Below are 24,189 nucleotides of genomic sequence, written 5' to 3'. Positions count from 1 at the left end.
ATCAGTCTCGCTCCGTTATTTCGCCATCTCGGCCAGTTGCGTCATGATCACGGCAGCACCCTGCAGGCGTTTTTCCGGTGTCGGCAGGTCGCGAGTCAGGAACAGGCTGTGATCGGGGCGGATCTTCGCCATCGTACCCTGCTTGCCGATGTAGCCGACGAGGTTTGCCGGGTTGGGGAATTCCTTGTTGCGGAACTGCACGACCACGCCCTTCGGGCCGGCATCGAGCTTTTCGACATTGGCGGTACGGCAGAGCGACTTGATGTAGACGATCTTCAGGAGATGCTGCACTTCGATCGGCATCGGCCCGAAGCGGTCGATCATCTCGGCGCCGAAGCCGTCGATCTCCTTGAGTTCGGTCAGTTCGCCGAGACGGCGGTAAAGTGCCATGCGCAGATGCAGGTCGGGCACGTAGTCTTCCGGGATCATCACCGTCGTTCCGACCGAGATCTGCGGCGACCAGCCGGTGTCGTGGATCTCGTCGACACCCTTGACCTCGGCGACTGCCTCTTCCAGCATCTGCTGATAGAGTTCGAAGCCGACTTCCTTGATGTGACCCGACTGCTCCTCGCCGAGCAAGTTGCCGGCGCCGCGGATATCGAGGTCGTGGCTCGCCAGCTGGAAGCCGGCGCCAAGCGTATCGAGCGACTGCAGCACCTTCAGCCGGCGGTCGGCCGTCGCCGTCAGTACCTTGTTCACAGGCAGGGTGAAGAGCGCGAAAGCGCGCACCTTCGAGCGGCCGACGCGGCCGCGCAGCTGATACAGCTGGGCAAGGCCGAACATATCGGCGCGGTGGACGATCAGCGTGTTGGCTGTCGGCACATCGAGGCCGGATTCGACGATGGTTGTCGACAGCAGCACATCGTAGCGGCCTTCATAGAAGGCGTTCATGATGTCTTCCAGTTCGCCGGCCGGCATCTGGCCATGGGCGACGGCAACCTTCAGCTCCGGCACGTCGGATTGCAGGAAGGCATGCACATCGGCGAGGTCGGCAAGCCTCGGGCAGACATAGAAGCTCTGGCCGCCGCGATAGTGCTCGCGCATCAGCGTCTCGCGGATGACAAGGCTGTCGAACGGCGAGATGAAGGTGCGCACCGCCATGCGGTCAACCGGCGGCGTGGTGATCAGCGACAGTTCGCGCACCCCGGTCATGGCAAGCTGCAGCGTGCGCGGGATGGGTGTCGCCGACAGCGTCAGCACGTGCACGTCGCTCTTCAGCTCCTTCAGCCGCTCCTTGTGCTTGACGCCGAAATGCTGCTCCTCGTCGATGACCAGCAGGCCGAGATTGGCGAATTTGATGCCGGCGCCGAGCAGCGCATGGGTGCCGACGACGATATCGGTCTTGCCTTCGGCCACTTCCTTCTTGGTCAGCGCCAGATCCTTGGCGCCGACAAGGCGGGAGGCCTGCTGGACACGCACCGGCAGGCCACGGAACCGCTCGGAAAAAGTCTTGAAATGCTGGCGGGCAAGCAAGGTCGTCGGCACGACGACGGCAACCTGGACGCCGTTCATCGCGGCGACGAAGGCGGCGCGCAGCGCCACCTCCGTCTTGCCGAAGCCGACGTCACCGCAGACCAGGCGATCCATCGGCCGGCCAGCGCCGAGATCGGAACGCACCGCGTCGATGGCATTGTCCTGGTCTTCGGTTTCGTCATAGGGGAAGCGGGCAGCAAACTCGTCGTAAAGCCCATCCGGGGTCGTCAGAACCGGCGCATGGCGAGTCAGGCGCTCGGCGGCGATGCGGATCAGTGCGTCCGCCATATCGAGCAGCCGCTTCTTGAGCTTGGCCTTGCGCATCTGCCAGGCGCCGCCGCCGAGCTTGTCGAGCTGGGCGTCGGTGCCCTCGCCGCCGTAGCGCGAGAGCAGATCGATGTTTTCGACCGGCAGGAAGAGTTTGGCCTCGTCGGCATATTGCAGTTCGAGGCAGGCATGCGGGGCGCCTGCCGCCTCTATGGTCTTCAGCCCGATGAAGCGGCCAATGCCATGTTCGGCATGGACGACGATCGAGCCTTCATCGAGGCCTGCGACCTCGGCAATGAAATCGGCGGCGCGCTTGCGGCGTTTGGAGCGGCGCACCATGCGGTCGCCGAGAATATCCTGCTCGCCGATGACGACGAGATCGCCGGCCTCGAAGCCGGATTCGAGATTGAGCACGGCCGCGGCCGCCTCGCCTTTGCCCAGCGTGGCGAGATCTTTCAGCGCCTCGACCGGCTTGACCTTTTCGAGGCCATGCTCGTTCAGCACCTGCAGCAGCCGCTCCAGCGAACCTTCGGTCCAGGCGGTGACCAGCACCTTCGCCCCGCCGGCGCGCCGGTCGGCGATGTGCTTGACGACGACGTCGAAAATATTGACGCGTTCGGCGTCACCGCCGCCTTCGGCATTCGAGCGGGCCCAGCGCTGGCCCTGGCGGGCCTCGATATTGACGACCCGCCTCGCCTCGCCCTCGATCTCGTTGAAGGGGCTGACGCGGATCGCGCGTAGCGCGTCGAGGGTTTTGGCGAAAAGCTTGCTGTCGAGATAGAGCTGGCCCGGCGTTACCGGCTTGTAGGGCGTCCCCTGCGCCATGTGGCCCTTGGCCGGCTGACCGGAATTCAGGCGGGCGTCGAAATAATCGAGGACGAGCTTGGAGCGCTCCTCCGCCGCCTCACGCACCGTGTGGTCGGTGACGACACGGAAACCGCTGAGATAATCGAAGACGGTATCGAGCTTCTCGTAGAAGAGCGGCAGCCAATGCTCCATGCCGGGATAACGGCGACCTTCGGAGACGGCGAGATAAAGCGCATCATCGCGCGTCGTCGCGCCGAAAGCCGAGAGGTAGTTCTTGCGGAAGCGGCTGATCGTATCCTGGGTCAGCGTCACCTCGCTCATCGGATTGAGATCGAGCGAGCGCACCTGGCCGGTGGTGCGCTGGCTCGCCGGATCGAAGCTGCGGATCGATTCCAGCGTGTCGCCGAAGAAATCGAGGCGGACCGGCTCTTCCGACCCTGGCACGAAGACGTCCAGGATGCCGCCGCGCACGGCATATTCGCCGACCTCGCGAACGGTCGCAACGCGGTCGAAGCCGTTGCGCTCCAGGCGCCCGGCCAAATCGTCCATGCGCAGCTGGTTGCCAGGACGGGCCGAAAAGCTCAGGCTTTCAATGACATCCTGCGGCGCCACCTTCTGCAGCATGGCATTGGCGGTGACAAGCACGACGGCCGCATGCGGCTTTTTGCGGTGGGCGATGAGGCCGCCGAGTGCGGCAAGCCGGCGGGCCGAGGTATCGGCGCTCGGCGAGACGCGGTCATAGGGCAGGCAGTCCCAGGCCGGTAGGGTGAGAACCGGAATGTCGGGGGCGACAAAACCCAGCATCTGCTCGAGATCGGCCATGCGGTGGCCGTCGGAGATGACGTAGGCGACCGGCTCTCCCGTGCGGGCGAGTTCGGCGAGCAGCAGCGGTTCGAGGCCGGCAGGCACATTGCCGATCGTCAGCGGCTCGGCAATGGCCGCAAGCTTCTTCGCATCGAAACCAGGGATCATTCCGGCGTCCTGAGGGGCTTGTCGAAATCGGGCGTATAGGCGGCAAGGCGGGCAAACATCGGTGTCTGAAAACGCTCAGGCACCGGCCAGGTTCCCATGATCCAGCGGACCAGGTCATTATCCTCTTCGGCCATGATCGTCTCGAACTCGTCGAGCTCGGCGTCCGAAAGCGTCGCGATCTCGGCTTCGGCGAACTGGCCGAAGACCAGATCCATCTCGCGGATGCCGCGATGCCAGCAGCGGAAAAGGATCCGGCGGCGGCGCGGGTCGAGACCGGCACTCGTGAGCGTGACACCTGTCATGGCATTACCTTCCTGTTGATGCGCCTCTATAGACCCTGGAAAGCGGCTTGTCAGCCTTGCCAAGGCCGCATTGTTCATCGCATTTTGACCGCATGCGCCCCGCCATTCTCGATCCGCTGTTTTCCTCCATTTCGGGCCTTCCGGGCGTCGGCCCGAAGATCGCCGAACTGCTGGTCAAGCTGCTCGGATGCGAGACGCCGGAGGATTGCCGGGTCATCGACCTTTTGTTTCACGCCCCCTTCTCACTGATCGACCGCCGCAACCAGCCGGGGATCGCCCAGGCGCCGCAGGGCGCGATCGTCACCATCACCGCACGTGTCGATCGGCATCAGGTGCCACCGCGCGGCAAAAGCAATGTCCCCTATCGGGTCTTCCTGCATGACGACACCGGCGAGCTGACGCTGGTCTTCTTCCGCGGCCAGGCGGCGTGGCTGGAAAAGCAGCTGCCCATCGATGCGGAGGTGACGGTCAGCGGCAAGATCGACTGGTTCAACGGCCGCGCCTCGATGGTGCATCCCGACTATATCGTCAGAGCGGAGGAAGCGGAGAACCTGCCGCTGGTCGAGCCGATCTATCCGCTGACGGCCGGGCTTTCGCCAAAAACGCTGCGCAAGATCATCGACGCCGCCTTGCCGCGCTTTCCGGAGATGCCGGAATGGATCGACCTGACGCTGACGCAGAAGCAGGGGCTGCCGTCGATCCGCGATAGCTTTCATATGCTGCATGAGCCGCGCGACCCCGCCGAAATCGACCCGCAGGCCCCTGCCCGCCGGCGGCTCGCCTATGACGAATTCCTGGCCGGCCAGCTATCGCTCAGCCTGGTGCGCCAGAGGCTTCGCAAAGTGGCGGGCCGGCCGGTGCATGCGACCGGCGCGGTCAGCAGCAAGATTATGAAGGCGTTGCCCTTTTCCCTCACATCAAGCCAGAACGATGCGATCGCCGAAATTCTGAAGGACATGGCCGGTCACGAGCGCATGCTGCGACTCCTGCAGGGCGATGTCGGCTCCGGCAAGACGCTGGTGGCGCTGATGGCGATGGCGGCGGTGATCGAGAGCGGCGGCCAGGCCGTGCTGATGGCGCCGACCGAAATCCTGGCGCGGCAGCACCACGCGACCATCTCGAAATTCGCCGCCTCCGCCGGCCTCGGCATCGAGGTGCTAACCGGGCGCACCAAAGGACGCGAGCGGGAAGACATCCTGGAGCGCATCGCCTCCGGTGCCGCGCAGATCATCATCGGCACGCATGCGCTGTTTCAGGAGATCGTCACTTACGCCAATCTGATGCTCGCCGTCGTCGACGAGCAGCACCGCTTCGGCGTTCACCAGCGCCTGCGGCTGACGGCCAAAGGCATCTCGCCGCATATGCTCGTGATGACCGCGACGCCGATCCCGCGCACCCTGGTGCTGGCCGCCTTCGGCGATATGGATGTTTCCAAGCTCACCGAGAAACCGGCCGGCCGCAAGCCGATCCAGACGATCACGGTGCCGATGGAGCGCACCGGCGAAATCGTCGGGCGGCTGCGCAGCGCAATCGCCGAGGGCAAGAAGGCCTACTGGATCTGCCCGCTGGTCGAAGAATCCGAGGAGCTCGATCTGATGTCGGCGGAAGAGCGGCATGCGACACTCGTCTCCTCGCTCGGGCCCGATATCGGTCTCATCCATGGCCGCATGGGCGGTGCCGAGAAGGATGCGGCGATGATGGCCTTCAAGAACGGTGAGACCCGGCTGCTCGTCGCCACCACCGTCGTCGAGGTCGGCGTCGACGTGCCGGACGCGACGATCATGGTGATCGAACATGCGGAACGCTTCGGCCTGGCGCAGCTGCACCAGCTGCGCGGCCGGGTCGGGCGCGGCGACGAGGCTTCGACCTGCATCCTGCTCTATAAGGGGCCGCTCGGCGAGACCGGTCATGCCAGACTGTCGATCATGCGGGAGACGGAGGATGGTTTCCGTATCGCCGAGGAGGACCTGAAGCTGCGCGGAGAAGGCGAATTGCTCGGCACCCGCCAGTCCGGCACGCCAGGCTTCCGCATCGCCAGCCTCGAGGCGCATGCCGACCTGCTCGAGATCGCCCGCAAGGATGCGGCCTATCTCATCGAGCGCGATCCGGAGCTGACCAGCGAAAGAGGACAGGCGATCCGCACCCTGCTCTATCTCTTCCGCCGCGATGAGGCGATCCGCTTCCTGAGGGCTGGTTAATCGGCTTTCGAAACGGCTACCGGCTTCGGCCGCGGCAAATGCTTCTGCTTCGGCTCGGACGGCTTATGCTCGGGAGCCACGAGGCCGCCTGATATCAGGTACTTGGCGGCATCTTCCGGGCTCATGTCGAGCATGACGATCTTTTCGCGCGGCACGAAAATGAGGAAACCGGCCGTCGGCACCGGCGTCGGCGGCAGGAAGACGGCCACCATGTCCTGACCCATGGCGTTGAACTTCGAGGCGATCTCGCCCTTGGCGTCGGTGGCGATGAAGACCAGCGCCCAGAGACCGGGACCCGGATATTCGATGAGGCCGACCTTCTTGAAGGAGTTCGCCTGCTCCTTCAGCACGGTTTCGAAAATCTGCTTCACGCTTTTATAGATCGTGCGCACCAGCGGCATGCGCTGGACGATCGACTCGCCGAAACGGACGATGCTCTGGCCGATGAGGTTTTTGCCGAGGAAGCCGACGACGGTGATCAGCACGACGGCGATCAGCAGGCCGAAACCGGGAATAGCGAAATTAAGATAGCTTTCGGGGTTCCAACGCGCCGGGATATAGGGCCTGACCCAGCTGTCCGACCAGTGGATGAAGGTCCAGGTCAGCCAGATGGTAATCGCAATCGGCGCGCAGATGATCAGGCCTGCGAGAAAATTGTTCCTCAGCCGGGTCGCTACCGGCATTCTGGGGGCGTTGTCGGCCATCGTTTCCTGATGAACTCCATCTCAGTCCTGGACGGGCCGGAACGCCGACCCTTCCCCCTTGTCCATTTGGTAAAATTGCCAGAATTCCAGGCGCCGCACAATATGTTTCGGCGCCGAGATCCGACCTTGCCGGCTTACTCCACAGTCACGGATTTCGCCAGATTGCGGGGCTGATCGACGTCGGTGCCCATGAAGACGGCGGTGTGATAGGCGAGCAGCTGGATCGGCAGCGAAAAGATCATCGGCGCGATGATTTCGTCGACGACAGGCAGAACAATCGTCGCCATGGTCGGCAGTTTGGAGGCCGCCGCACCCGCCTCGTCGGTGATGAAAATGATGCGGCCGCCGCGGGCTGCGACCTCCTGCATATTGGAAACGGTCTTTTCGAAGAAGCGGTCGTAGGGGGCAATGACGATAACCGGCATGTTCTCGTCGATCAGCGCGATCGGACCGTGCTTCAACTCACCGGCGGCATAGCCTTCAGCGTGGATATAGGAGATTTCCTTGAGCTTCAGCGCGCCTTCCATGGCAAGCGGGAAGCTGGTGCCGCGCCCGAGATAAAGGACGTCCTTGCACTTGGAGAGCTCACGCGACAGGCTTTCCATATGCGGCTGGATGAGGTTCAGCACCCGGCTCATGATACGCGGCATCTCGGCGAGATGGCGCACCAGCGCCCTCTCCTCCTCGACACTCACCGTGCCGCGCGCTTTGCCGGCGCCGATCGCCAGCGACGCCAGCACGGCGAGCTGGCACGTGAAGGCCTTGGTCGAGGCGACGCCGATTTCCGGGCCTGCCATGATCGGGAAGACGGCATCGGATTCGCGGGCGATCGTCGATTCGCGGACATTGACGACGGCGCCGATCTTCAGGCCGTTGTCGCGGCAATAACGCAGCGAGGCCAGCGTATCGGCGGTTTCGCCGGACTGCGAGATGAAGAGCGCTGCCTGCGAGGGCGAAAGCGGCATTTCGCGGTAGCGGAATTCCGACGCGACGTCGATCTCGACCGGCAGACGGGCATAACGCTCGAACCAGTATTTGCCGACGAGACCGGCGAGATAGGCGGTGCCGCAGGCCGAGATCGCCAAGCCGCTCACCGCCTTGAAATCGATCGCCGCGGCATTGGCGCCGATCGTGTTCTCGGCGAAATCGACATAATGGCTGAGCGCATGGGAGATGACCTCCGGCTGCTCGTAGATTTCTTTTTCCATGAAGTGTCGGTGATTGCCCTTGTCGACGACATAGGCGGTCGCCTGCGAGATCCGGCGGGCGCGCTTGACCGGTTTGCCGGCGAAATCGAGGACCGAGACGCTATCGCGGGTGATGACGGCGCAGTCGCCGTCGACGAGATAGGTGATCTCGTTGGTAAAGGGCGAAAGCGCGATGGCGTCCGAGCCGAGGAACATCTCGCCGCGGCCATGGCCGACGGCAAGCGGCGGGCCGGAACGGGCGGCCATGATCGTGCCCGGATCGGCCTTGAGCATGACGGCCAGCGCATAGGCGCCGGTCACCCGGTTCAGCATCTTCAGCATGGCGGCGCGCGGATCGAGGCCCTCGCGCAGATATTTCGCCATCAGCTGGGCGACGACCTCGGTGTCGGTCTGGGTTTCGAAGACCGAGCCCTCCTCGGTCAGTTCGTCGCGAAGCTCGGAGAAGTTTTCGATGATGCCATTATGGACGACGGCGACACCTTCGACGAAATGCGGATGGGCATTGGTCTCGTTCGGAACGCCATGCGTCGCCCAGCGCGTATGGGCGATGCCGACCAGACCCGGCAGCGGTTCTACATCCAGGCGCTTTTCCAGATTGAACAGCTTGCCTTCGGCGCGGCGGCGATCCATCACGCCCTCATGGATGGTGGCGACACCGGCGGAATCATAGCCGCGATATTCGAGACGCTTCAGCGCATCGACCAAGCGCCCGGCAACAGGCTGAGTTCCGACGATCCCCACAATTCCGCACATGCAATGTCCCCATGAGCCTCTGACAACGAGGCCAGTCCTAACGATTTTCGCTTATTTCTCAATCGCCTCGGCGGTCACTTTCAATTTCCGCCGGTTACGGAAAGCGGCCTCAAGCCTTGGCCTTCTTCGCCGCCTTGATGGCGAGCGCGCGTTCGCGCAGCAAGGATGCGCGGCCGGGCTTGATCTCCTGGCGGGCGCGGCCGAGCGCCAGCGCATCGGCCGGGACGTTGGCGGTGATGACGCTGCCGGAGCCGACATAGGCGCCGTCGCCGATCGTCACCGGCGCGACCAGCGACGAGTTGGAACCGATGAAGGCGTTTTCGCCGATCACCGTCTCGCTCTTGTTGACGCCGTCATAGTTGCAGGTGATCGTGCCGGCGCCGATATTGCTGCCGGCGCCGACGACGGCGTCACCGATATAGGTGAGATGGTTGACCTTGGCGCCCTCACCGATCCGGCCATTCTTGACCTCGCAGAAATTGCCGACCTTGGAACCATTGGCGAGTTCGGCCCCCGGCCGCAGCCGGGCGAAGGGACCGACGGTCGCGCCCTCGCTGACATGGGCGCCTTCGATATGCGAGAAGGCGTGAATGACTGCGCCGCTGTCGATCACCGCGCCGGGACCGAAGACCACGTTCGGCTCGATCAGCGCATCCTGGCCGATGACCGTATCGTAGGAGAGGAACACCGTTTCCGGTGCGATCATGGTGACGCCCGCCAGCATCATCTCGCGGCGGCGGCGCTCCTGCCAGAAGCGCTCGATGACGGCGAGTTCGGCGCGGTTGTTGCAGCCGGTCATCTCGATTTCAGGCGCATCGACGGCGGTGACGCGACCGCCGAGCGAGCGGGCGATCTCGACGAGATCGGTCAGATAGAATTCGCCCTTGGCATTGGAATTGCCGATGCGCGAGAGCAGGTCGAGCGCCTTGCGGCCGTTGATCGCCATCAGACCGCTGTTGCACCAGGTCACAGCCCGCTCGGCATCGGTCGCATCTTTCTCTTCGCGGATGGCGATGAGTTCGCCGTCCTTGACAAGCAGGCGGCCGTAACCGGTCGGGCGGTCGGTGTGGAAACCGATGACGACGATGTCGCTGCCATCGGCAAGACCCCGGCGGGCGGCTTTCAACGGGCCGTCGGTCTGCAGCGGCACATCGCCATAGGTGACGAGAATATCGTCATAACCCCTGCCGATCGCTTCGCGCGCCGCCAGCACGGCATGGCCGGTGCCGAGGCGCTGCTGCTGCAGATAGGATTCGACGCCGACACCGTCGATGCTTGCAGCCTTTGCCACCTCCTCGGCGTCGCGACCGACGACAAGGGCAACAGAGGAAATGCCGGCGGAGGCGACTGCCTCGACGACATGGGCGATCATCGGCCGCCCGGCGACCGGATGCAGCACCTTCGATTTCGAGGATTTCATCCGCGTGCTGTCACCGGCAGCTAGGATGACGGCAAGGCAAGTACGTTCCATGATCTGCTCCGCGAATCCGCGCCATGAGGCGGCTTTGTTGCCTCATACTGCATAATTCCTGAAATCGGAATCGATTTTCGGAAGCCGCGATGGAAGGATCGAAAGTGCGTTGGCGTGCTTTGCGCGTCTCCAAAGAAGGGCAAAGTCACAGCTCAGGCAAAGCCCTTACTTAGGTGAAATTTCCGGCGAAAGCGGCTCCATGACATCAGGAGAGCCGCTGGCCGCAAAGGATTCGCGCACATGATCGCGGCCGTCCAGGATGACGACTTCCATCGCCCGGCGCGCGGCGGCGCTGTCACCGGAAGCGATGGCATCGACGATGCGCATATGGGTCTCGGCAATATTGGCAAATCCGTTTTCGGAAGGCGGCGTGCTGATGCGGAACATGCCGACGAGAGCCGCCTCGATAAGGCTGCCGAGGGTGCGCATGAACGGATTGTGCGAGGCTTCGGCGAGCGCCAGGTGAAAGTGCAGGTCGGCGAGCGCCAGGCTGTCGGCCGTATGGTCTCTCGCCGCCATCTCCTCCGCCAGCCCGCGCAGCGTCTCGATTTCCTCGGCATTGGCCCGCTCGGCGACGAGGCCGGCGGCGAAGGGTTCGACGGCAAGGCGGATATCGTAAAGCTGCAACAGGAATTCTTCCGTCACACCATTGTCGAAGTGCCAGGCGATAATCTCACTGTCGAACATGTTCCAGAGGTTCTTCTCGGTCACACGCGTGCCGACGCGCGCCTTGGCGACGACCATGCCCTTGGCGGCGAGCGTCTTCATCGTCTCGCGCAAGACCGTGCGCGACACCTTGAAGCGTTGCGCCAGTTCCGTATCGCCCGGCAAGATCGAGCCGACGGGATAGGTGCCTGCGACGATCGCCTTGCCGAGCTCGTCGACCACCTGGGCATGGCTCGTCCGGGTCCGGCGCCCTGTCTTGCGTGTCTCGATCAATTTGTTGCGCAAGCGATCCGTCTCCTCCTCAGGCATACCTCTTGTTCAGACTGGAAAGGAACAGGATCGCCTTCTGCATCAGGATGAATGCAAACAGCAGAAGGCCGATCAGGATCTTCGTCCACCAACTCGACAGCGTGCCGTCGAAGGTGATGTAGGTCTGAATGAGCCCCTGGATCAGGATACCGATCAAGGTTCCCGCCACGAATCCAGCTCCTCCGGTCAGCAGCGTCCCTCCGATGACGACTGCCGCGATGGCGTCGAGTTCGACGCCGACCGCCGCAAGAGAATATCCAGCAGAGGTGTACAGCGAAAAAACGATTCCGGATAGGCCGGCGAGAAAACCCGACAGCGCATAGATCTGGATCGTCGTGCGGCCGACCGGTACGCCCATCAGCCGCGCCGTCTGCGGACCGCCGCCGAGCGCATAGACATTGGTGCCGAAGCGGGTGCGGTGGGCAATGAAAATGCCGGCGGCGAAGACGAGAAGCATGATGGCGCCGATCAGCGTCAGCCGCCCGCCTCCGGGCAGCCGCCAATAGAGGCTCGTCAGCGTCGAATAGTAGTCGTGGTTGATCGGAATGCTGTCGATCGAGAGCACGAAAGCGATGCCGCGCGCCAGAAACATGCCGGCAAGCGTGACGATGAAGGCCGGCATTTCGAGATAGTGGATGATCGCGCCCATGATGGCGCCGAAGGCGGTGGTGATGACGAGAACGAGCGCGAAAGCAAGAAGCGGATGGATCGAGGTGTTCTGCAGGATCACCGCGAGGAAGACGCCGGTGAAGGCGATGATCGAACCGATCGACAGGTCGATGCCGCCGGAAATGATGACGAAGGTCATGCCGACGGCGGCAATGCCGAGAAAGGCGTTGTCCGTCAGAAGATTGCCGATGACGCGCGTCGATAGCATGTTCGGATATTGCAGCGTGCAGCCGGCATAGGCGAGCACGAAGATGACGATGGTCGCAAGCAGCGGCAGATATTTGGAGTTCATTTCGGCTACTCCCTTCCGCCCTGCCGGCGGCTGGCGAAGATGGCGAGCGATTGCACCGCCGGCGACTGAATGACGAGGATCACGATGATGATGACCGCCTTGATGATCAGGTTGAACTCGGGCGGAAATCCGGAGGACAGGATGCCGGTGTTGACCGCCTGGATGATCATCGCGCCGATCAGCGACCCGACAATACTGAACCGTCCGCCGAGCAGCGAATTGCCGCCGACGACGACGGCGAGGATGGCATCAAGCTCCAGCCAGAGACCGGCATTATTGGCATCGGCGCCCTTGATGTCGGCCGCGACGATAATGCCCGCGATCGAGGCGCAGAGCCCGCTCAGCATATAGACGGCCATCAGAAGCACCGGCGTCTGAATGCCGGAGAGCGTGCTGGCACGGCGGTTGACGCCGACAGCCTCGAGCAGCATGCCGAGCGCCGTGCGGCGAACGAGCAGGATGACGAGCAGGCCGACGAGCAGCCAGATGACGACCGGCATCGGCAGGAGCGCCATGGAGCCGCTGCCGAAGAAGATCAAACCGTCATCGTTGAAGGTCAGGATGGCGCCCTCGGTGATGAGCTGGGCGATGCCGCGGCCGGCCACCATCAGCACCAGAGTGGCAATGATCGGCTGGATGTTGAGGATTGCCACCAGGAAGCCGTTCCAAACGCCGCAGGCAAGCCCGATCATTAACGTCAGGAGAACCGTATAAGCGACTGAATTTCCCGAAACAATCGAGGATGCGGCAACGGCACCGCAAATGGCGATGACCGCGCCGACGGAAAGATCGATGCCCTTGGTGGCAATCACCAGCGTCATGCCGATCGCCAATAAAGCCACCGGCGCGCCGCGATTGAGCACGTCGATCAGGCTGCCATAGAGGCGTCCGTTCTGAACCACCACATTAAAAAACTGCGGTGACGTTATGAAATTCAACAGAAGAATGACCAGGAGAGCGATCAACTGCGGCGCCAGGCGATAAGCCAGCGCATTCCGGGAGGATTTCATGCTTCCTCCTTGTGCTCGGCGGCGGCGATGGCATCGACGATAGCGGCGGCGGTGATGCGCTCGCCCGTGAGTTCAGCGATATGCTGCCTGTCGCGAAGCACGATGACACGTGAACTATAGGCGACAAGCTCTTCAAGTTCCGAGGAAATTACGATCAAAGACATGCCTTCGGCGCAGAGCTGTTCGATGAGCCGGATGATCTCGGCATGGGCGCCGACATCGATGCCGCGAGTTGGCTCGTCGAGGATGAGAAACTTCGGATTGGTTGCCAGCCAGCGGGCGAGGATCGCCTTCTGCTGGTTGCCGCCGGAGAGCAGCCGGATCGGCTTTTCGCGGTCGGTGGTGCGGATGTCGAGCGCCTTGATATAGCGGTCGGCGAGCGCATTCTGCTCGGCGCGCGACAGTGGTCGGGTCCAGCCGCGGCGAGCCTGCAGCGCCAGCGCGATATTTTCCCGGATCGACAGGTCGCCGACGATGCCATCGGTCTTGCGGTCCTCAGGGCAGAAGCCGAAACCCTTTTCGATTGCAGCGCGCGGGCTGGAAAGGGTGACGGGCTGGCCATCGATCGTCGCACTGCCGCTGTCGGCATGTTCGATGCCGAACAGCAATTCGGCGGTTTCGGTGCGCCCGGAACCGAGCAGACCGGCCACGCCAACCACCTCACCGGCGCGCACATCGAGATCGAAGGGCTTGACCTTGCCGCGTTTGCCGTAGCCGGAAAAACGATACCGGACCTCGCCGGCTGCGATGCTGCGCTCCCCGACCGTCTCTTCGGCCTGGGCGAGTTCCCGGCCGAGCATCATGGCAATCAGGCCCTGGCGCGGCAGTTCGGCAGCATCGCGGGTGCCGACGAGCTTGCCGTTGCGCAGCACAGTGATTCGGTCGCTGATCGCATAAACCTGCTCGAGGAAATGGGTAATGAAGACGATGCCGAGCCCGCGCTTCTTCAGGCCCTCAATGATCCGGAAGAGCAGCGCCACTTCCTGGTTGTCGAGGCTGGCCGTCGGTTCGTCGAGGATCAGCACCTTGCCGGAGAGATCGACGGCACGGGCGATGGCGACGACCTGCTGGACGGCGACGGAGAAACGTCCGAGTTCGGCGGTGACGTCAATATCGATGCCGTAGCCGGCGAGCAGTTCGCGCGCCTTGCGGTTCATCGCGCGCACGTCGGTCATACCGAACCGCCTCGGCTGGCGTCCGAGAAACAGGTTTTCGGCGACACTCAGATTGGTGAGGAGGTTGACCTCCTGATAGACGGTGCCGATACCCAGCTTCTGGGCGGCGAGCGTGTTGGCCGGATTGATTTCCTGGCCGTCAAGCACCATGCTGCCGCCGTCGCGATGATAGGCGCCTGTGATGCACTTGATCAGCGTTGATTTTCCGGCACCGTTCTCGCCGAGAAGCGCATGAACCTCACCGCGGCGCAGCGTGAAATCCACCTTGTCCAAGGCGACGGCGCCGGGAAAAAACTTGGATATGGCCGAGGCTGCGAGAATATTCTCGTTATTGTGAACCATGAGGGCTGCTGTGTCCTGATATTGCGCCGTGTGCCCGCGCCGAGACCGGGCATGACGCCCGATCCGGCACCGGCAGTTCCGCACCGGCCCATGATGGGCCAGTGCGGTTCCAGGTTCAAATCAGTAGCCCTGACCCTTCTTCTCTTCGTAGACCTTCATCGGCTCGTCGGAAGGCGTGTAGAGCTTGGACTCAGTCTGAATCCACTTCGGCGGAGCCTTCTTGTCCTTCAGATAGGCATCGAGCGCGTCGAAGGCCGGACCAGCCATGTTCGGCGTCAGCTCGACGGTGGCATTGGACTCGCCTTCGGACATCGCCTTGAAGATATCGGGCACGGCGTCGATGGAGACGACGAGGATATCCTTACCGGGCTTCAGGCCGGCTTCCTTGATCGCCTGAATGGCGCCGACGGCCATGTCGTCGTTATGGGCATAAAGAGCGCAGATATCCTTGCCGCCGTTCTCGGCCTTCAGGAAGCTTTCCATGACTTCCTTGCCCTTGGTGCGGGTGAAGTCACCGGTCTGGCTACGAACGATCTTGAGGTTGTCATGGCCGGCAAGAGCTTCTTCGAAACCCTTCTTGCGGGCGATCGCCGGCGACGAGCCGGTTGTGCCCTGCAGTTCGACGACGTTGCACTTCTTATCGCCGACAGTCTTCACCAGGAAGTCGCCTGCGACCTTGCCTTCGTGAACGAGATCCGACGTGACGGCCGTCAGGTACAGATCGTCGGGGGCCTTGATGGTGCGGTCGAGAAGGATGACCGGGATCTTGGCTTCCTTGGCTTCCTTCAGAACGTCGTCCCAGCCGGTTTCGACAACCGGAGCGATCAGAATGGCATCAACGCCCTGAGCAATGAAGGAGCGCAAAGCCTTGATCTGATTTTCCTGCTTCTGCTGCGCGTCGGCAAACTTCAGATCGATGCCGCGCTTCTTGGCCTGTTCCTTGGTGACAGTGGTTTCAGCCGCACGCCAGCCCGATTCCGAGCCGATCTGCGAGAAGCCGACCGTCAAGCCACCGGCCGAAGCCGAACCGAACATGCAGGCGACCAGAACCGTGGCACTCAAAAGTGCAGTCTTCAATTTCATGATATCCTCCCAATGCCGCTCCTTCGCGGCGCAGGGTCAAAAAATCATATAGTATTACTTTTGGCAATCACTTTTTTTAGCGTTACAGAAGAAAAAGGGCGCCCACCGGGACGCCCTTGAAAGTTGCAAAGCCTGCGGAATTATTGCGCCGGCAGCTTGTCGTCGACACCTTCGACATAGAAGTTCATGCCGAGCAGCGTGGCGTCATCTGCCTTCTCGCCGGCCTTCAGCCAAGGCGTGCCGTCCTGCTTGTTGATCGGGCCGGTAAAGGGATGCAGCTCGCCCGATTTGATCTTGGCTTCGGTTTCCTCGGCCATCTTTTTCACGTCGTCAGGCATGTTGGTATAGGGCGCCATCTTCAGGATGCCGTCTTTCAGGCCGTCCCAGCTCTGTTCCGACTTCCAGGTGCCGTCCAGCAGCGCGTGCACACGTTTGGAGTAGTAGGCGCCCCAGGTGTCGACGATCGCCGTCAGCTGCGCCTTCGGGCCGGCTGCGATCATGTCGGACGCCTGACCGAAGGCATGGATGCCGCGTTCTTCGGCAACCTGCATCGGCGCAGTTGTATCGGTGTGCTGCGTCAGGACGTCGACGCCCTGGTCGACCATTGCCTTGGCGGCATCGGCTTCCTTGCCGGGGTCGAACCAAGTGTTGACCCAGATGACCTTCAGCTTGAAGCTCGGGTCGATCGACTTCGCACCCTGCTCGAAGGAGTTGATGCCCATCACCACTTCGGGAATCGGGAAGGAAGCGATGTAGGCGGCGCCGTGGTTCTTCGAGGTCTTGGCGGCGATCTGGCCGAGGATATAGCGGCCCTCATAGAATCGCGAGTTGTAGGTCGCGAGATTCGGGCCAGTCTTGTAGCCGGTGCCATGCTCGAACTTGACCTTCGGGAACTTGGCGGCGACCTTCACAGTCGCATCCATGAAACCGAAGGAGGTCGTGAAGATCAGCTTGCAGCCGGAGCGGGCAAGGCGCTCGATGGCGCGCTCGGCGTCCGGGCCTTCCGGGACGTTTTCGAGGTATGGCGTTTCGATCTTGTCGCCGAATTCTGCCTGGACCTGCTGGCGGCCGAGGTCGTGGGCCTGCGAATAACCGCCGTCGGTGTGCGAACCGACATAGACGAAGCAGACCTTCGTCTTCTCGGCGGCCTGAGCGGCTGAGGAGACGCCGATAATGGCGGCTGCCGAAGCGGCAAGTGTGAGTGCGAACTTCTTCATGGTAACCCCTGTTGGTTTGAAGTTATTCCGGAAACCCGTCTGTTGTTGTTGCTTTATCGCTCCGGCACGAAAGCTTTTCCAAGCGATGCCGGCGTGTTGATCATCGTCGTGCGCCGATTATGAGAAATGATGATGAGAACCACAATAGTCGCGGCATAGGGCAGCATCGACAGAAACTGAGAGGGAATGCCGAGGCCGAAGGCCTGCGCGTGCAGCTGCAGGATGGTGACCGCGCCGAAGAGATACCCGCCGGCAAAGACCCGCCATGGCCGCCAGGAGGCGAAAACGACAAGCGCCAAGGTGATCCAGCCGCGGCCGGCGGACATGTTCTCCGCCCATTGCGGCGTATAGACGAGCGACAGCTGCGCGCCGGCAAGACCGGCGCAGGCGCCACCGAACATCACCGCCAGGTACCGCGTGCGGATGACACCGATGCCGAGCGCATGGGCCGACGTATGACTGTCGCCGATCGCTCTCAGTTTCAGCCCGGCCCGGCTGCGAAATAGGAACCAGCTGACGCCGATCACAAGCGCAATCGACAGGTAGAAGATCAGATCCTGCCTGAACAGCACATGGCCGATGACGGGAATATCCGACAGGACGGGAACGACGATCTCTTCGAGGCGAATGCCGGGAACGCTGACATAGGGCTCACCGAGCATGCCGGATGCGCCGAGGCCGAGAAGCGTAAGCGCCAGTCCCGTCGCCACCTGGTTGGCCACCAGCGTCAGCGTCAGGAAGGCGAACAGCAGCGAGAACAGCGCACCCGTCGCTATGCCGCAGATGATCCCGACATAGGGCGAGCCCGATAGCTGCGCGCCGGCAAAAGCGGCAACCGCGCCCATGATCATCATGCCTTCGACGCCGAGATTGAGAACGCCGGAGCGTTCCGCCACGAGTTCGCCGAGCGCGGCGATGACGAGCGGCGTCGAGGCGGTGATAACCGTCAGCAGAATGGCTTCGAAGATGCTCATACCCCCACGCCCCTGACCCGAGACCAGACAATGCGGATTTTGTAGTAGATCAGCGTGTCGCAGGAGAGCACAAAGAAAAGCAGCAGCCCCTGGAAAACACGCGTGACCTTGTCGGAGACGCCGAGCGACAGCTGCGCCGCCTCGCCGCCGAGATAGGTCAGCGCCAGCACCAGGCCGGACGCGATGATGCCGAGCGGATTGAGCCGGCCGAGGAAGGCGACGATGATGGCGGTGAAGCCGTATCCCGGCGAGATCGCCGGCTGCAGGTGGCCGATCGAACCGGAGACCTCTGATATCCCGGCAAGGCCAGCAAGCGCGCCCGAGAAGAGAAAGCTGAACCAGATCATCTTCTTCGACGAGAAGCCGGCAAAGCGCCCTGCCCGCTCCGACTGGCCGAGGACGACAATCTCGAAGCCTTTCAGCGTATAGCGCAGCATGAACCAGACGCCGATTGCCGCGATGATGGCAAAGATGAAAGCCCAGTGGGCCCGGCCGGATTCCTCCCAGATCGCCGGCAGCACGGCTTCGGGTGCGAAATCCCGCGAGACCGGAAAGTTGAATCCCTGCGGATCGCGCCAGGCGCCGCGCACCAGCCAGTCGAGGAAGAGCTGAGCGATATAGACCAGCATCAGCGATGTCAGGATCTCATTGGTGTTGAAATGGGCCTTCAACAGCGCCGGAATGGTGGCAAAAAGCGCGCCGCCGAGCGCTCCGAGCAGCAGCATCAGCGGCAGGACGAGCGGCGAATGCCAGTCGTAAAAGACGATCGGCAGATAGGAGCCGGTAATGGCGCCGATGGTGAACTGCCCCTCGGCGCCGATATTCCAGTTGTTCGAGCGGTAGCTGACGGCAAGGCCGACGGCGATCAGGATCAGCGGTGCTGCCTTGATCGCCAGCTCGTGCAGCGACCAGACCTCGAGCAGCGGCTCGACGAAGAATGCATCGAGCGCCTCGACGGGGTCTTTGCCGAGCATGGCAAACATGATGGCGCCGAAAGCGAGCGTCAGGGCAAGGGCCAGGAGCGGCGAGACGAAGGCGAAGAGCTTCGAGACGTCGGGACGTTTTTCCAGTTCAATGCGCATGGGCAGTCTCCGCGGCCGAGCTGCCCTCATGCAGGCCGCCCATCAGCAGGCCGATCTTTTCGCGGGTGAGTTCGCCGGCCGGATAGGGCCGTGAAAGGCGCCCCTCGGAGATGACGGCGATATCGGTTGCCACTTCGAAGATTTCGTCAAGGTCCTGGCTGATGACGACGACGGCGGAGCCGGCCTTTGCCAGATCGACGAGCGCCTGGCGAATGCGGCTTGCGGCTCCCGCATCGACGCCCCAGGTCGGCTGGTTGACGACGAGGACGGCCGGCTGGCGGTCGAGCTCGCGGCCGACGATGAATTTCTGCAGATTACCGCCGGAGAGCGAGCCGGCGGCGGGATCGTCACCGCTCTTGCGGACATCCATCGCTTCGGAAATGCGCCGCGCCGCAGACTTTACCGCGCCCTGTCTGATGATGCCGAGGACGCCCAGAAAGGCTTTGCGATCCGACTGGCTGCGGGCCAGCACCAGATTGTCGGACAGCTTCATGGCGGAAACGGCCGCGTGCCCGTGCCGCTCCTCCGGCACGAAACCGGCGCCGAGCAGGCGACGGGCGGTAATGCCCTGAGTGCCTATGGGCTTCTTGCGGATGACGATCGCTTCGGCGGAGGCAACCGGATACTCGCCCGACAGCGCGTCGAACAGCTCGCTCTGGCCGTTGCCCGCCACACCGGCAATAGCCAGGATCTCACCCGAACACACCGTCATGGAGACGTCGCGCAAGGGCATGGCAAAGGGCGTGCGCGCGGCAACCGACAGATTCGAAACGGCAAGCTGCACCTCGCCCCTGTCGCTGCGCTCGGGATGGGTGACGGTCGCCACTTCGCTGCCGACCATCATGCGGGCGAGCGAAGCAGGGGTTTCCTGCCTGGGATCACAGGCGCCGGTCACCCGGCCATGGCGCAGCACGGTGGCGCGATCGCAGATGCGCTGCACCTCCTCCAGGCGATGGCTGATATAAAGAACCGAACGGCCCTCGGCGCGCAGCTTGAACAGCGTCTCGAACAGCTTGTCGGCTTCCTGCGGCGTCAGCACCGAGGTCGGCTCGTCGAGAATAATCAGCTTCGGGTTCTGCAGCAGCGCCCGGACGATCTCGATGCGCTGGCGCTCGCCGACGGAGAGATCGGCGACATGGGCATGCGGATCGAGCGGCAGGCCGTAGGCGTGCGACAGCGCCCTCGCCTCCGCGGCGATCCTGTCGATCGGGATGGCGTCGTCGAGCGAAAGCGCGATGTTTTCGGCCACCGTCAGCGCCTCGAACAGCGAAAAATGCTGAAAGACCATGCCTATGCCAAGCTTGCGGGCTTGGCCCGGCGAGGTGATGGCGACCTGTCTGTCTTCCCAGCGGATCTGCCCGTGCGTCGGCTCCAGCACGCCGAACAGCATCTTGACCAATGTGGATTTGCCTGCGCCATTCTCGCCGAGAAGTGCATGAATTTCGCCCGGCGCGATGTCGAGATCGATGTCATTGCAGGCGGCAAAGCCACCGAAAAACTTCGTCAGCTTCTGGACGGATAACAACGCACCGGAATCCGGCACATTCAATGCAGACACGTTCCCCTCATTTCTTCTGCCGACCGGTCCGTTCGGATCTCATGGAATCAGCAGCGTCGTTCCTGTTGTTTTTCTTGCTTCCAGATCCGCGTGAGCCCGCCCAACCTCACGCAACGGATAGGTTTGGTTGACATTGATACGCACTTTGTTGCTTTGCACAACATCAAATAGCGCCTTTGCACTGTCGTCCAATTCCTGCCGCGTGGCGATATAGGCGAAGAGCGACGGCCGCGTCGCGAAGAGCGAACCCTTCTGAGCCAGCATGGCGAGGGTGAAATTCTCGATCGGCCCGGAAGACTGGCCGAAGGAGGCAAAAAGGCCGCGTGGCTTCAGGCAATCGAGCGACTGTGGAAAAGTGTCCCGGCCGATCGAATCATAGACGACATCGACACCCTTGCCGCTCGTTATTTCGCGGACGCGGCCGACAAAGTCTTCGCTCTTGTAGTTGATCACATGGTCGTAGCCATGGGCCAGCGCCAGCTCGATCTTGTCCTCGGAACCGGCCGTGCCGATGACGGTGGCGCCGAGCGCTTTTGCCCATTGGCCGGCGATCAGGCCGACGCCGCCGGCGGCAGCATGGAACAACAGCACCGTCTGCGGACCGACGTTGAAGGTGCGGTTCAAGAGATATTCGGCAGTCATGCCCTTCAGCATCATCGCCGCTGCCGTTTCGATCTCTATGCCGTCAGGCACATGCACCAGATGGCGCGCCTCGATATTGCGCTCGACGCTATAGGCGCCGTCGGCGCTGGCATAGGCGACACGGTCGCCGAGCTTGAAATCGGCAACATCAGGCCCGACCGCCGTCACTGTTCCGGCGCCCTCCTTGCCGGTGACAAAGGGAAAGTGCGGCACCTTATAGGAGCCGTTGCGAAAGTAGACATCGATGAAGTTGAGGCCGATCGCCGCCTGCCGGATCTGCACCTCGCCTGCCGCCGGTGGCGGAAGATCGATCTCGACATAGTCGAAAACATCAGGTCCGCCCGTCTGCGAGAATGAAACCGCATGCGTCTTCGTCATATTGCCTGTCCTAAGCTTCGCGTCCAAGGGAGGGGAAGAATTGCAGCACCGCGCCGATGACGTAAAGATACAGCCCGGTCACGATAAAGAGAATGAGAGCCCATTCCGGCGTTTCGAAATGCATCAGCAGCGAATAGACGCCGAGCGCCGACCACAGCAGGAAGACGCCGAGATTGAGCGGGCGCAGTCGTTTCACCCGGACCGGGTGGAGAAAATTGATCGGCAGGAAGGTCAGCACCACCGAAATCGTCACGACGACAAGCGCCGTCGTCGCACTCGCATCGATGACGAACAGGGTGAAGACGATCATGTTCCAGACGACAGGAAAGCCGGAGAAGAAATACTCGTCGGTCTTCATGCCCATATCGGCGTAATAGATGGCGCTGGAGACGACGATCATGCCTGCGGCGACGAAGGACCAGGGCTCGCCGATCATGCCGCTCTGATAGAGGGCGAAGGCCGGCAGCAGCACATAGGTGACGTAATCGATGATATTGTCGAGCGTATCGCCCGACCAGTTCGGAAGCACTTCCTTGACCCGTACTTTGCGGGCGATCGGCCCGTCGATGCCGTCAACGAGAAGCGCCAGTCCCAGCCACCAGAACATGTCGATGAAGCGATGCTCGGCGGCGGCAACGACGCCGAGAAAGGCGAGGAACGAGCCGGACGCCGTCAGGATATGAACGGAAAAGGCGCGCATCTCGGCGTAAGGAACACGCTTGTAGTTGAAAATCTTCATAGTCCCCCGACCGCCTGTCGCGCTCGCCCCGGCAAGCGTGTTTTTTCGCCATCATCACCGGACCCTGTTCCTGAATCGGGTTGGGTTCGACGCCGTAGGTCTTTGTTGTCGCACCGCTTTTGCCGAAAATCAGCATTACGCTGCGGTCCGCCGCTCTAATATGCATCCTTTGTCCGGCTTCGCCAGCGGGAAATATGACATTCTCCGCTCGCCATTGAATCCTGACAATGACATGCATATTTCCCTTCTGAAGCGTCGCGTGGAATGGAATGCCTTTAATTCCGGCCGGATTTGTAATATCTCGCTCCCAATCCGACAGTTCATCCGACGAAATACGGGATCCGCTACCGAAATGAACGCGCCTGCAAAGACCGAAGACTTCGCCTCGTCCATCCCCGCCGGCGTCTACGCCGAGACGGTTCTGAGCGTGACGCATTACACCGACCGGCTCTTCCGCTTCACGATGACCCGGCCGCAGGGCTTCCGTTTCCGTTCCGGCGAATTCGCGATGATCGGCTTGATGGTCGAGGGCAAGCCGGTTTTCCGCGCCTATTCGATCGCCAGCCCCGCCTGGGCCGAGGAGCTCGAATTCTTCTCGATCAAGGTGCCGGACGGCCCGCTGACCTCGCATCTGCAGGCGATCAAGCCCGGCGACCAGGTGCTGATGCGCAAGAAGCCGACGGGCACGCTGGTGCTCGATGCGCTGACCCCCGGCCGTCGTCTCTACATGTTTTCGACGGGAACGGGCGTCGCACCCTTCGCCAGCCTGATCCGCGATCCCGAGACCTACGAGAAGTTCGAGGAAGTCATCCTCACCCATACGACCCGCGATGTCGCCGAACTGAAATACGGCTTCGACCTGGTGCATGAAATCCAGAATGACGAACTGCTGAAGGAAGTTGTCGGCGACAAGCTGCGCCATTATGCGACCGTCACGCGCGAAGACTTCGAATATCGCGGCCGTATCACCGACCTGATCTCGTCCGGCAAGCTCTTTACCGATCTCGGTGTCCCACCGCTCGATCCCGCAATCGACCGCGGCATGATCTGCGGCTCCTCGGCCATGCTGAAGGATACCAAGGAGCTGCTGGAAAAGGCCGGCCTCAATGAGGGCGCCAACAGCAAGCCCGCGGAATTCGTCATCGAACGCGCTTTCGTCGGCTGACGTCTTTTTGCGACAAGCAGATCTGAAGCGGCTCCGGAAACGGGGCCGTTTTTATTTGCGGGCGAGATAATCGATCAGCGCCGCCATAGCCGCATGCGCCTCATCCGGTCTGCCCCGCTGGATGGCCCGAATGACGGCGACATGTAGCGCGATGGCGCGGTCCAGGCGCTCGGGGCTTGCGGTGGCATACCAGAGGCGACGCGCATGCGTCTGCACCGGGCCGAGCGCGGCTGTGATGAAGCCATTCGGACAGGCATCCTCGAGGATCTCGTCAAAGGTCTTGTCGGCGGCGAAGAAGCCGGTGAGATCGCCGGTGGCGGCGCATTCCTCCATGGCGTCGGCGCAAGCGCCGAGGCGGAGGCGCTGCTCGTCCGTCGCATGTTCGGCAACCAGGCTTGCCGCAATCGGCTCCAGCTCGCGGCGCACCTGCATGACATTGCCATGATCCTCCGGCGCGATCTCGGCAACCTGCAGTCCAACCCGCGGCTTCACCAGGATCAGCCCCTGCCAGGCGAGTTTCTGAATGGCTTCGCGCACCGGCGTCCGCCCGTGGCCCGCCATATCGATCAGCTTCTTTTCGGTGATAAGCGCGCCGGGCTTCAGCGCCAGCGTGACGATCAGGCGTTCCAGCGCAAGATAGGCGCGGTGGCTCTGTGACGTCTCCATGCCGAAAATCCCGCCGAACTGATATATCACATTTTGGCACGGTCGAAAACCGGTGACAAGTCGCCAT

General features: G+C 62.3%; 19 protein-coding genes. 2 read left to right on the top strand and 17 right to left on the bottom strand.

The features are described 5' to 3' along the window. Nucleotides 1-15 precede the first annotated feature (15 nt). A complete protein-coding gene (mfd, locus tag AMK02_RS10610; protein WP_064802559.1) occupies nucleotides 16-3,519 on the bottom strand; it encodes a transcription-repair coupling factor in 3,504 nt (1,167 codons plus the stop codon). Next, on the bottom strand, nucleotides 3,516-3,821 hold the full coding sequence (locus tag AMK02_RS10605; protein WP_004680228.1) for an FAD assembly factor SdhE: 306 nt from the start codon (nucleotides 3,819-3,821) through the stop codon (nucleotides 3,516-3,518). Before AMK02_RS10605 ends, mfd begins: the two co-directional genes overlap by 4 nt. A 92-nt stretch (nucleotides 3,822-3,913) precedes the next feature. Here AMK02_RS10605 and recG point away from each other — a divergent pair, with 92 nt between their 5' ends. Further along, nucleotides 3,914-6,019, top strand: coding sequence for an ATP-dependent DNA helicase RecG (gene recG, locus AMK02_RS10600; protein WP_064802557.1), 2,106 nt, complete (start codon nucleotides 3,914-3,916; stop codon nucleotides 6,017-6,019). Here recG and AMK02_RS10595 read toward each other — a convergent pair. From AMK02_RS10595 to pcsA, 14 genes are all read right to left on the bottom strand, one after another. After that, a complete protein-coding gene (locus tag AMK02_RS10595) occupies nucleotides 6,016-6,723 on the bottom strand; it encodes a DUF502 domain-containing protein (protein ID WP_064802555.1) in 708 nt (235 codons plus the stop codon). The two genes, recG and AMK02_RS10595, sit on opposite strands and share 4 nt — an antisense overlap. A gap of 134 nt (nucleotides 6,724-6,857) precedes the next feature. Further along, nucleotides 6,858-8,684 carry a glutamine--fructose-6-phosphate transaminase (isomerizing) gene (glmS, locus tag AMK02_RS10590; RefSeq protein WP_064802553.1) on the bottom strand — a complete coding sequence of 609 codons (1,827 nt, stop codon included), beginning with the start codon at nucleotides 8,682-8,684 and terminating at the stop codon, nucleotides 6,858-6,860. Nucleotides 8,685-8,793: 109 nt separating this feature from the next. Continuing rightward, nucleotides 8,794-10,155: a bifunctional UDP-N-acetylglucosamine diphosphorylase/glucosamine-1-phosphate N-acetyltransferase GlmU gene (glmU, locus tag AMK02_RS10585; RefSeq protein ID WP_064802551.1), complete on the bottom strand. Its 1,362-nt coding sequence runs from the start codon at nucleotides 10,153-10,155 to the stop codon at nucleotides 8,794-8,796. Between the two features lie 165 nt (nucleotides 10,156-10,320). Then, the gene (locus AMK02_RS10580) at nucleotides 10,321-11,106 is read right to left on the bottom strand and encodes a FadR/GntR family transcriptional regulator (protein WP_064806131.1); all 786 of its coding nucleotides are present in this window, start codon (nucleotides 11,104-11,106) and stop codon (nucleotides 10,321-10,323) included. A 16-nt stretch (nucleotides 11,107-11,122) separates the two neighbouring features. Then, entirely contained in the window at nucleotides 11,123-12,091 is a 969-nt protein-coding gene (yjfF, locus tag AMK02_RS10575) for a galactofuranose ABC transporter, permease protein YjfF (RefSeq protein WP_064802549.1), read from the bottom strand. Nucleotides 12,092-12,096: 5 nt separating this feature from the next. After that, complete coding sequence (locus AMK02_RS10570; protein ID WP_064802547.1) at nucleotides 12,097-13,101, bottom strand: ABC transporter permease; 1,005 nt, start codon at nucleotides 13,099-13,101, stop codon at nucleotides 12,097-12,099. Further along, nucleotides 13,098-14,618: a galactofuranose ABC transporter, ATP-binding protein YtfR gene (ytfR, locus tag AMK02_RS10565; protein WP_064802545.1), complete on the bottom strand. Its 1,521-nt coding sequence runs from the start codon at nucleotides 14,616-14,618 to the stop codon at nucleotides 13,098-13,100. Before ytfR ends, AMK02_RS10570 begins: the two co-directional genes overlap by 4 nt. Nucleotides 14,619-14,738: 120 nt before the next feature. After that, a complete protein-coding gene (ytfQ, locus tag AMK02_RS10560) occupies nucleotides 14,739-15,701 on the bottom strand; it encodes a galactofuranose ABC transporter, galactofuranose-binding protein YtfQ (protein WP_064802543.1) in 963 nt (320 codons plus the stop codon). Between the two features lie 140 nt (nucleotides 15,702-15,841). Beyond that, nucleotides 15,842-16,918 (bottom strand): BMP family ABC transporter substrate-binding protein, encoded by a 1,077-nt coding sequence (locus AMK02_RS10555; protein ID WP_064802541.1) that lies wholly within the window; start codon nucleotides 16,916-16,918, stop codon nucleotides 15,842-15,844. A gap of 53 nt (nucleotides 16,919-16,971) precedes the next feature. Continuing rightward, nucleotides 16,972-17,892 carry an ABC transporter permease gene (locus AMK02_RS10550; RefSeq protein ID WP_064802540.1) on the bottom strand — a complete coding sequence of 307 codons (921 nt, stop codon included), beginning with the start codon at nucleotides 17,890-17,892 and terminating at the stop codon, nucleotides 16,972-16,974. Then, nucleotides 17,889-18,974, bottom strand: a complete 1,086-nt coding sequence (locus tag AMK02_RS10545; RefSeq protein ID WP_064802538.1) for an ABC transporter permease — start codon at nucleotides 18,972-18,974, stop codon at nucleotides 17,889-17,891. Before AMK02_RS10545 ends, AMK02_RS10550 begins: the two co-directional genes overlap by 4 nt. Next, nucleotides 18,964-20,532 (bottom strand): ABC transporter ATP-binding protein, encoded by a 1,569-nt coding sequence (locus tag AMK02_RS10540; RefSeq protein ID WP_064802536.1) that lies wholly within the window; start codon nucleotides 20,530-20,532, stop codon nucleotides 18,964-18,966. Before AMK02_RS10540 ends, AMK02_RS10545 begins: the two co-directional genes overlap by 11 nt. A 39-nt stretch (nucleotides 20,533-20,571) precedes the next feature. Beyond that, nucleotides 20,572-21,552, bottom strand: coding sequence for a quinone oxidoreductase family protein (locus AMK02_RS10535; RefSeq protein ID WP_064802534.1), 981 nt, complete (start codon nucleotides 21,550-21,552; stop codon nucleotides 20,572-20,574). 10 nt (nucleotides 21,553-21,562) lie between these two features. After that, nucleotides 21,563-22,291, bottom strand: coding sequence for a phosphatidylcholine synthase (gene pcsA / locus AMK02_RS10530; protein WP_064802532.1), 729 nt, complete (start codon nucleotides 22,289-22,291; stop codon nucleotides 21,563-21,565). Nucleotides 22,292-22,643: 352 nt separating this feature from the next. Here pcsA and AMK02_RS10525 point away from each other — a divergent pair, with 352 nt between their 5' ends. Beyond that, nucleotides 22,644-23,456: a ferredoxin--NADP reductase gene (locus tag AMK02_RS10525; RefSeq protein ID WP_064806129.1), complete on the top strand. Its 813-nt coding sequence runs from the start codon at nucleotides 22,644-22,646 to the stop codon at nucleotides 23,454-23,456. Nucleotides 23,457-23,507: 51 nt separating this feature from the next. Here AMK02_RS10525 and AMK02_RS10520 read toward each other — a convergent pair whose 3' ends face one another. Beyond that, nucleotides 23,508-24,122, bottom strand: a complete 615-nt coding sequence (locus AMK02_RS10520) for a GntR family transcriptional regulator (protein WP_064806127.1) — start codon at nucleotides 24,120-24,122, stop codon at nucleotides 23,508-23,510. Between the last annotated feature and the right edge of the window lie 67 nt (nucleotides 24,123-24,189).

Origin of the sequence: Rhizobium sp. N731, from assembly GCF_001664145.1 — a bacterium.
Taxonomy (GTDB): domain Bacteria; phylum Pseudomonadota; class Alphaproteobacteria; order Rhizobiales; family Rhizobiaceae; genus Rhizobium; species Rhizobium esperanzae.
Note: the sequence above shows the minus strand (reverse complement) of the source record. Positions and strands in the feature narration are given on the sequence as shown.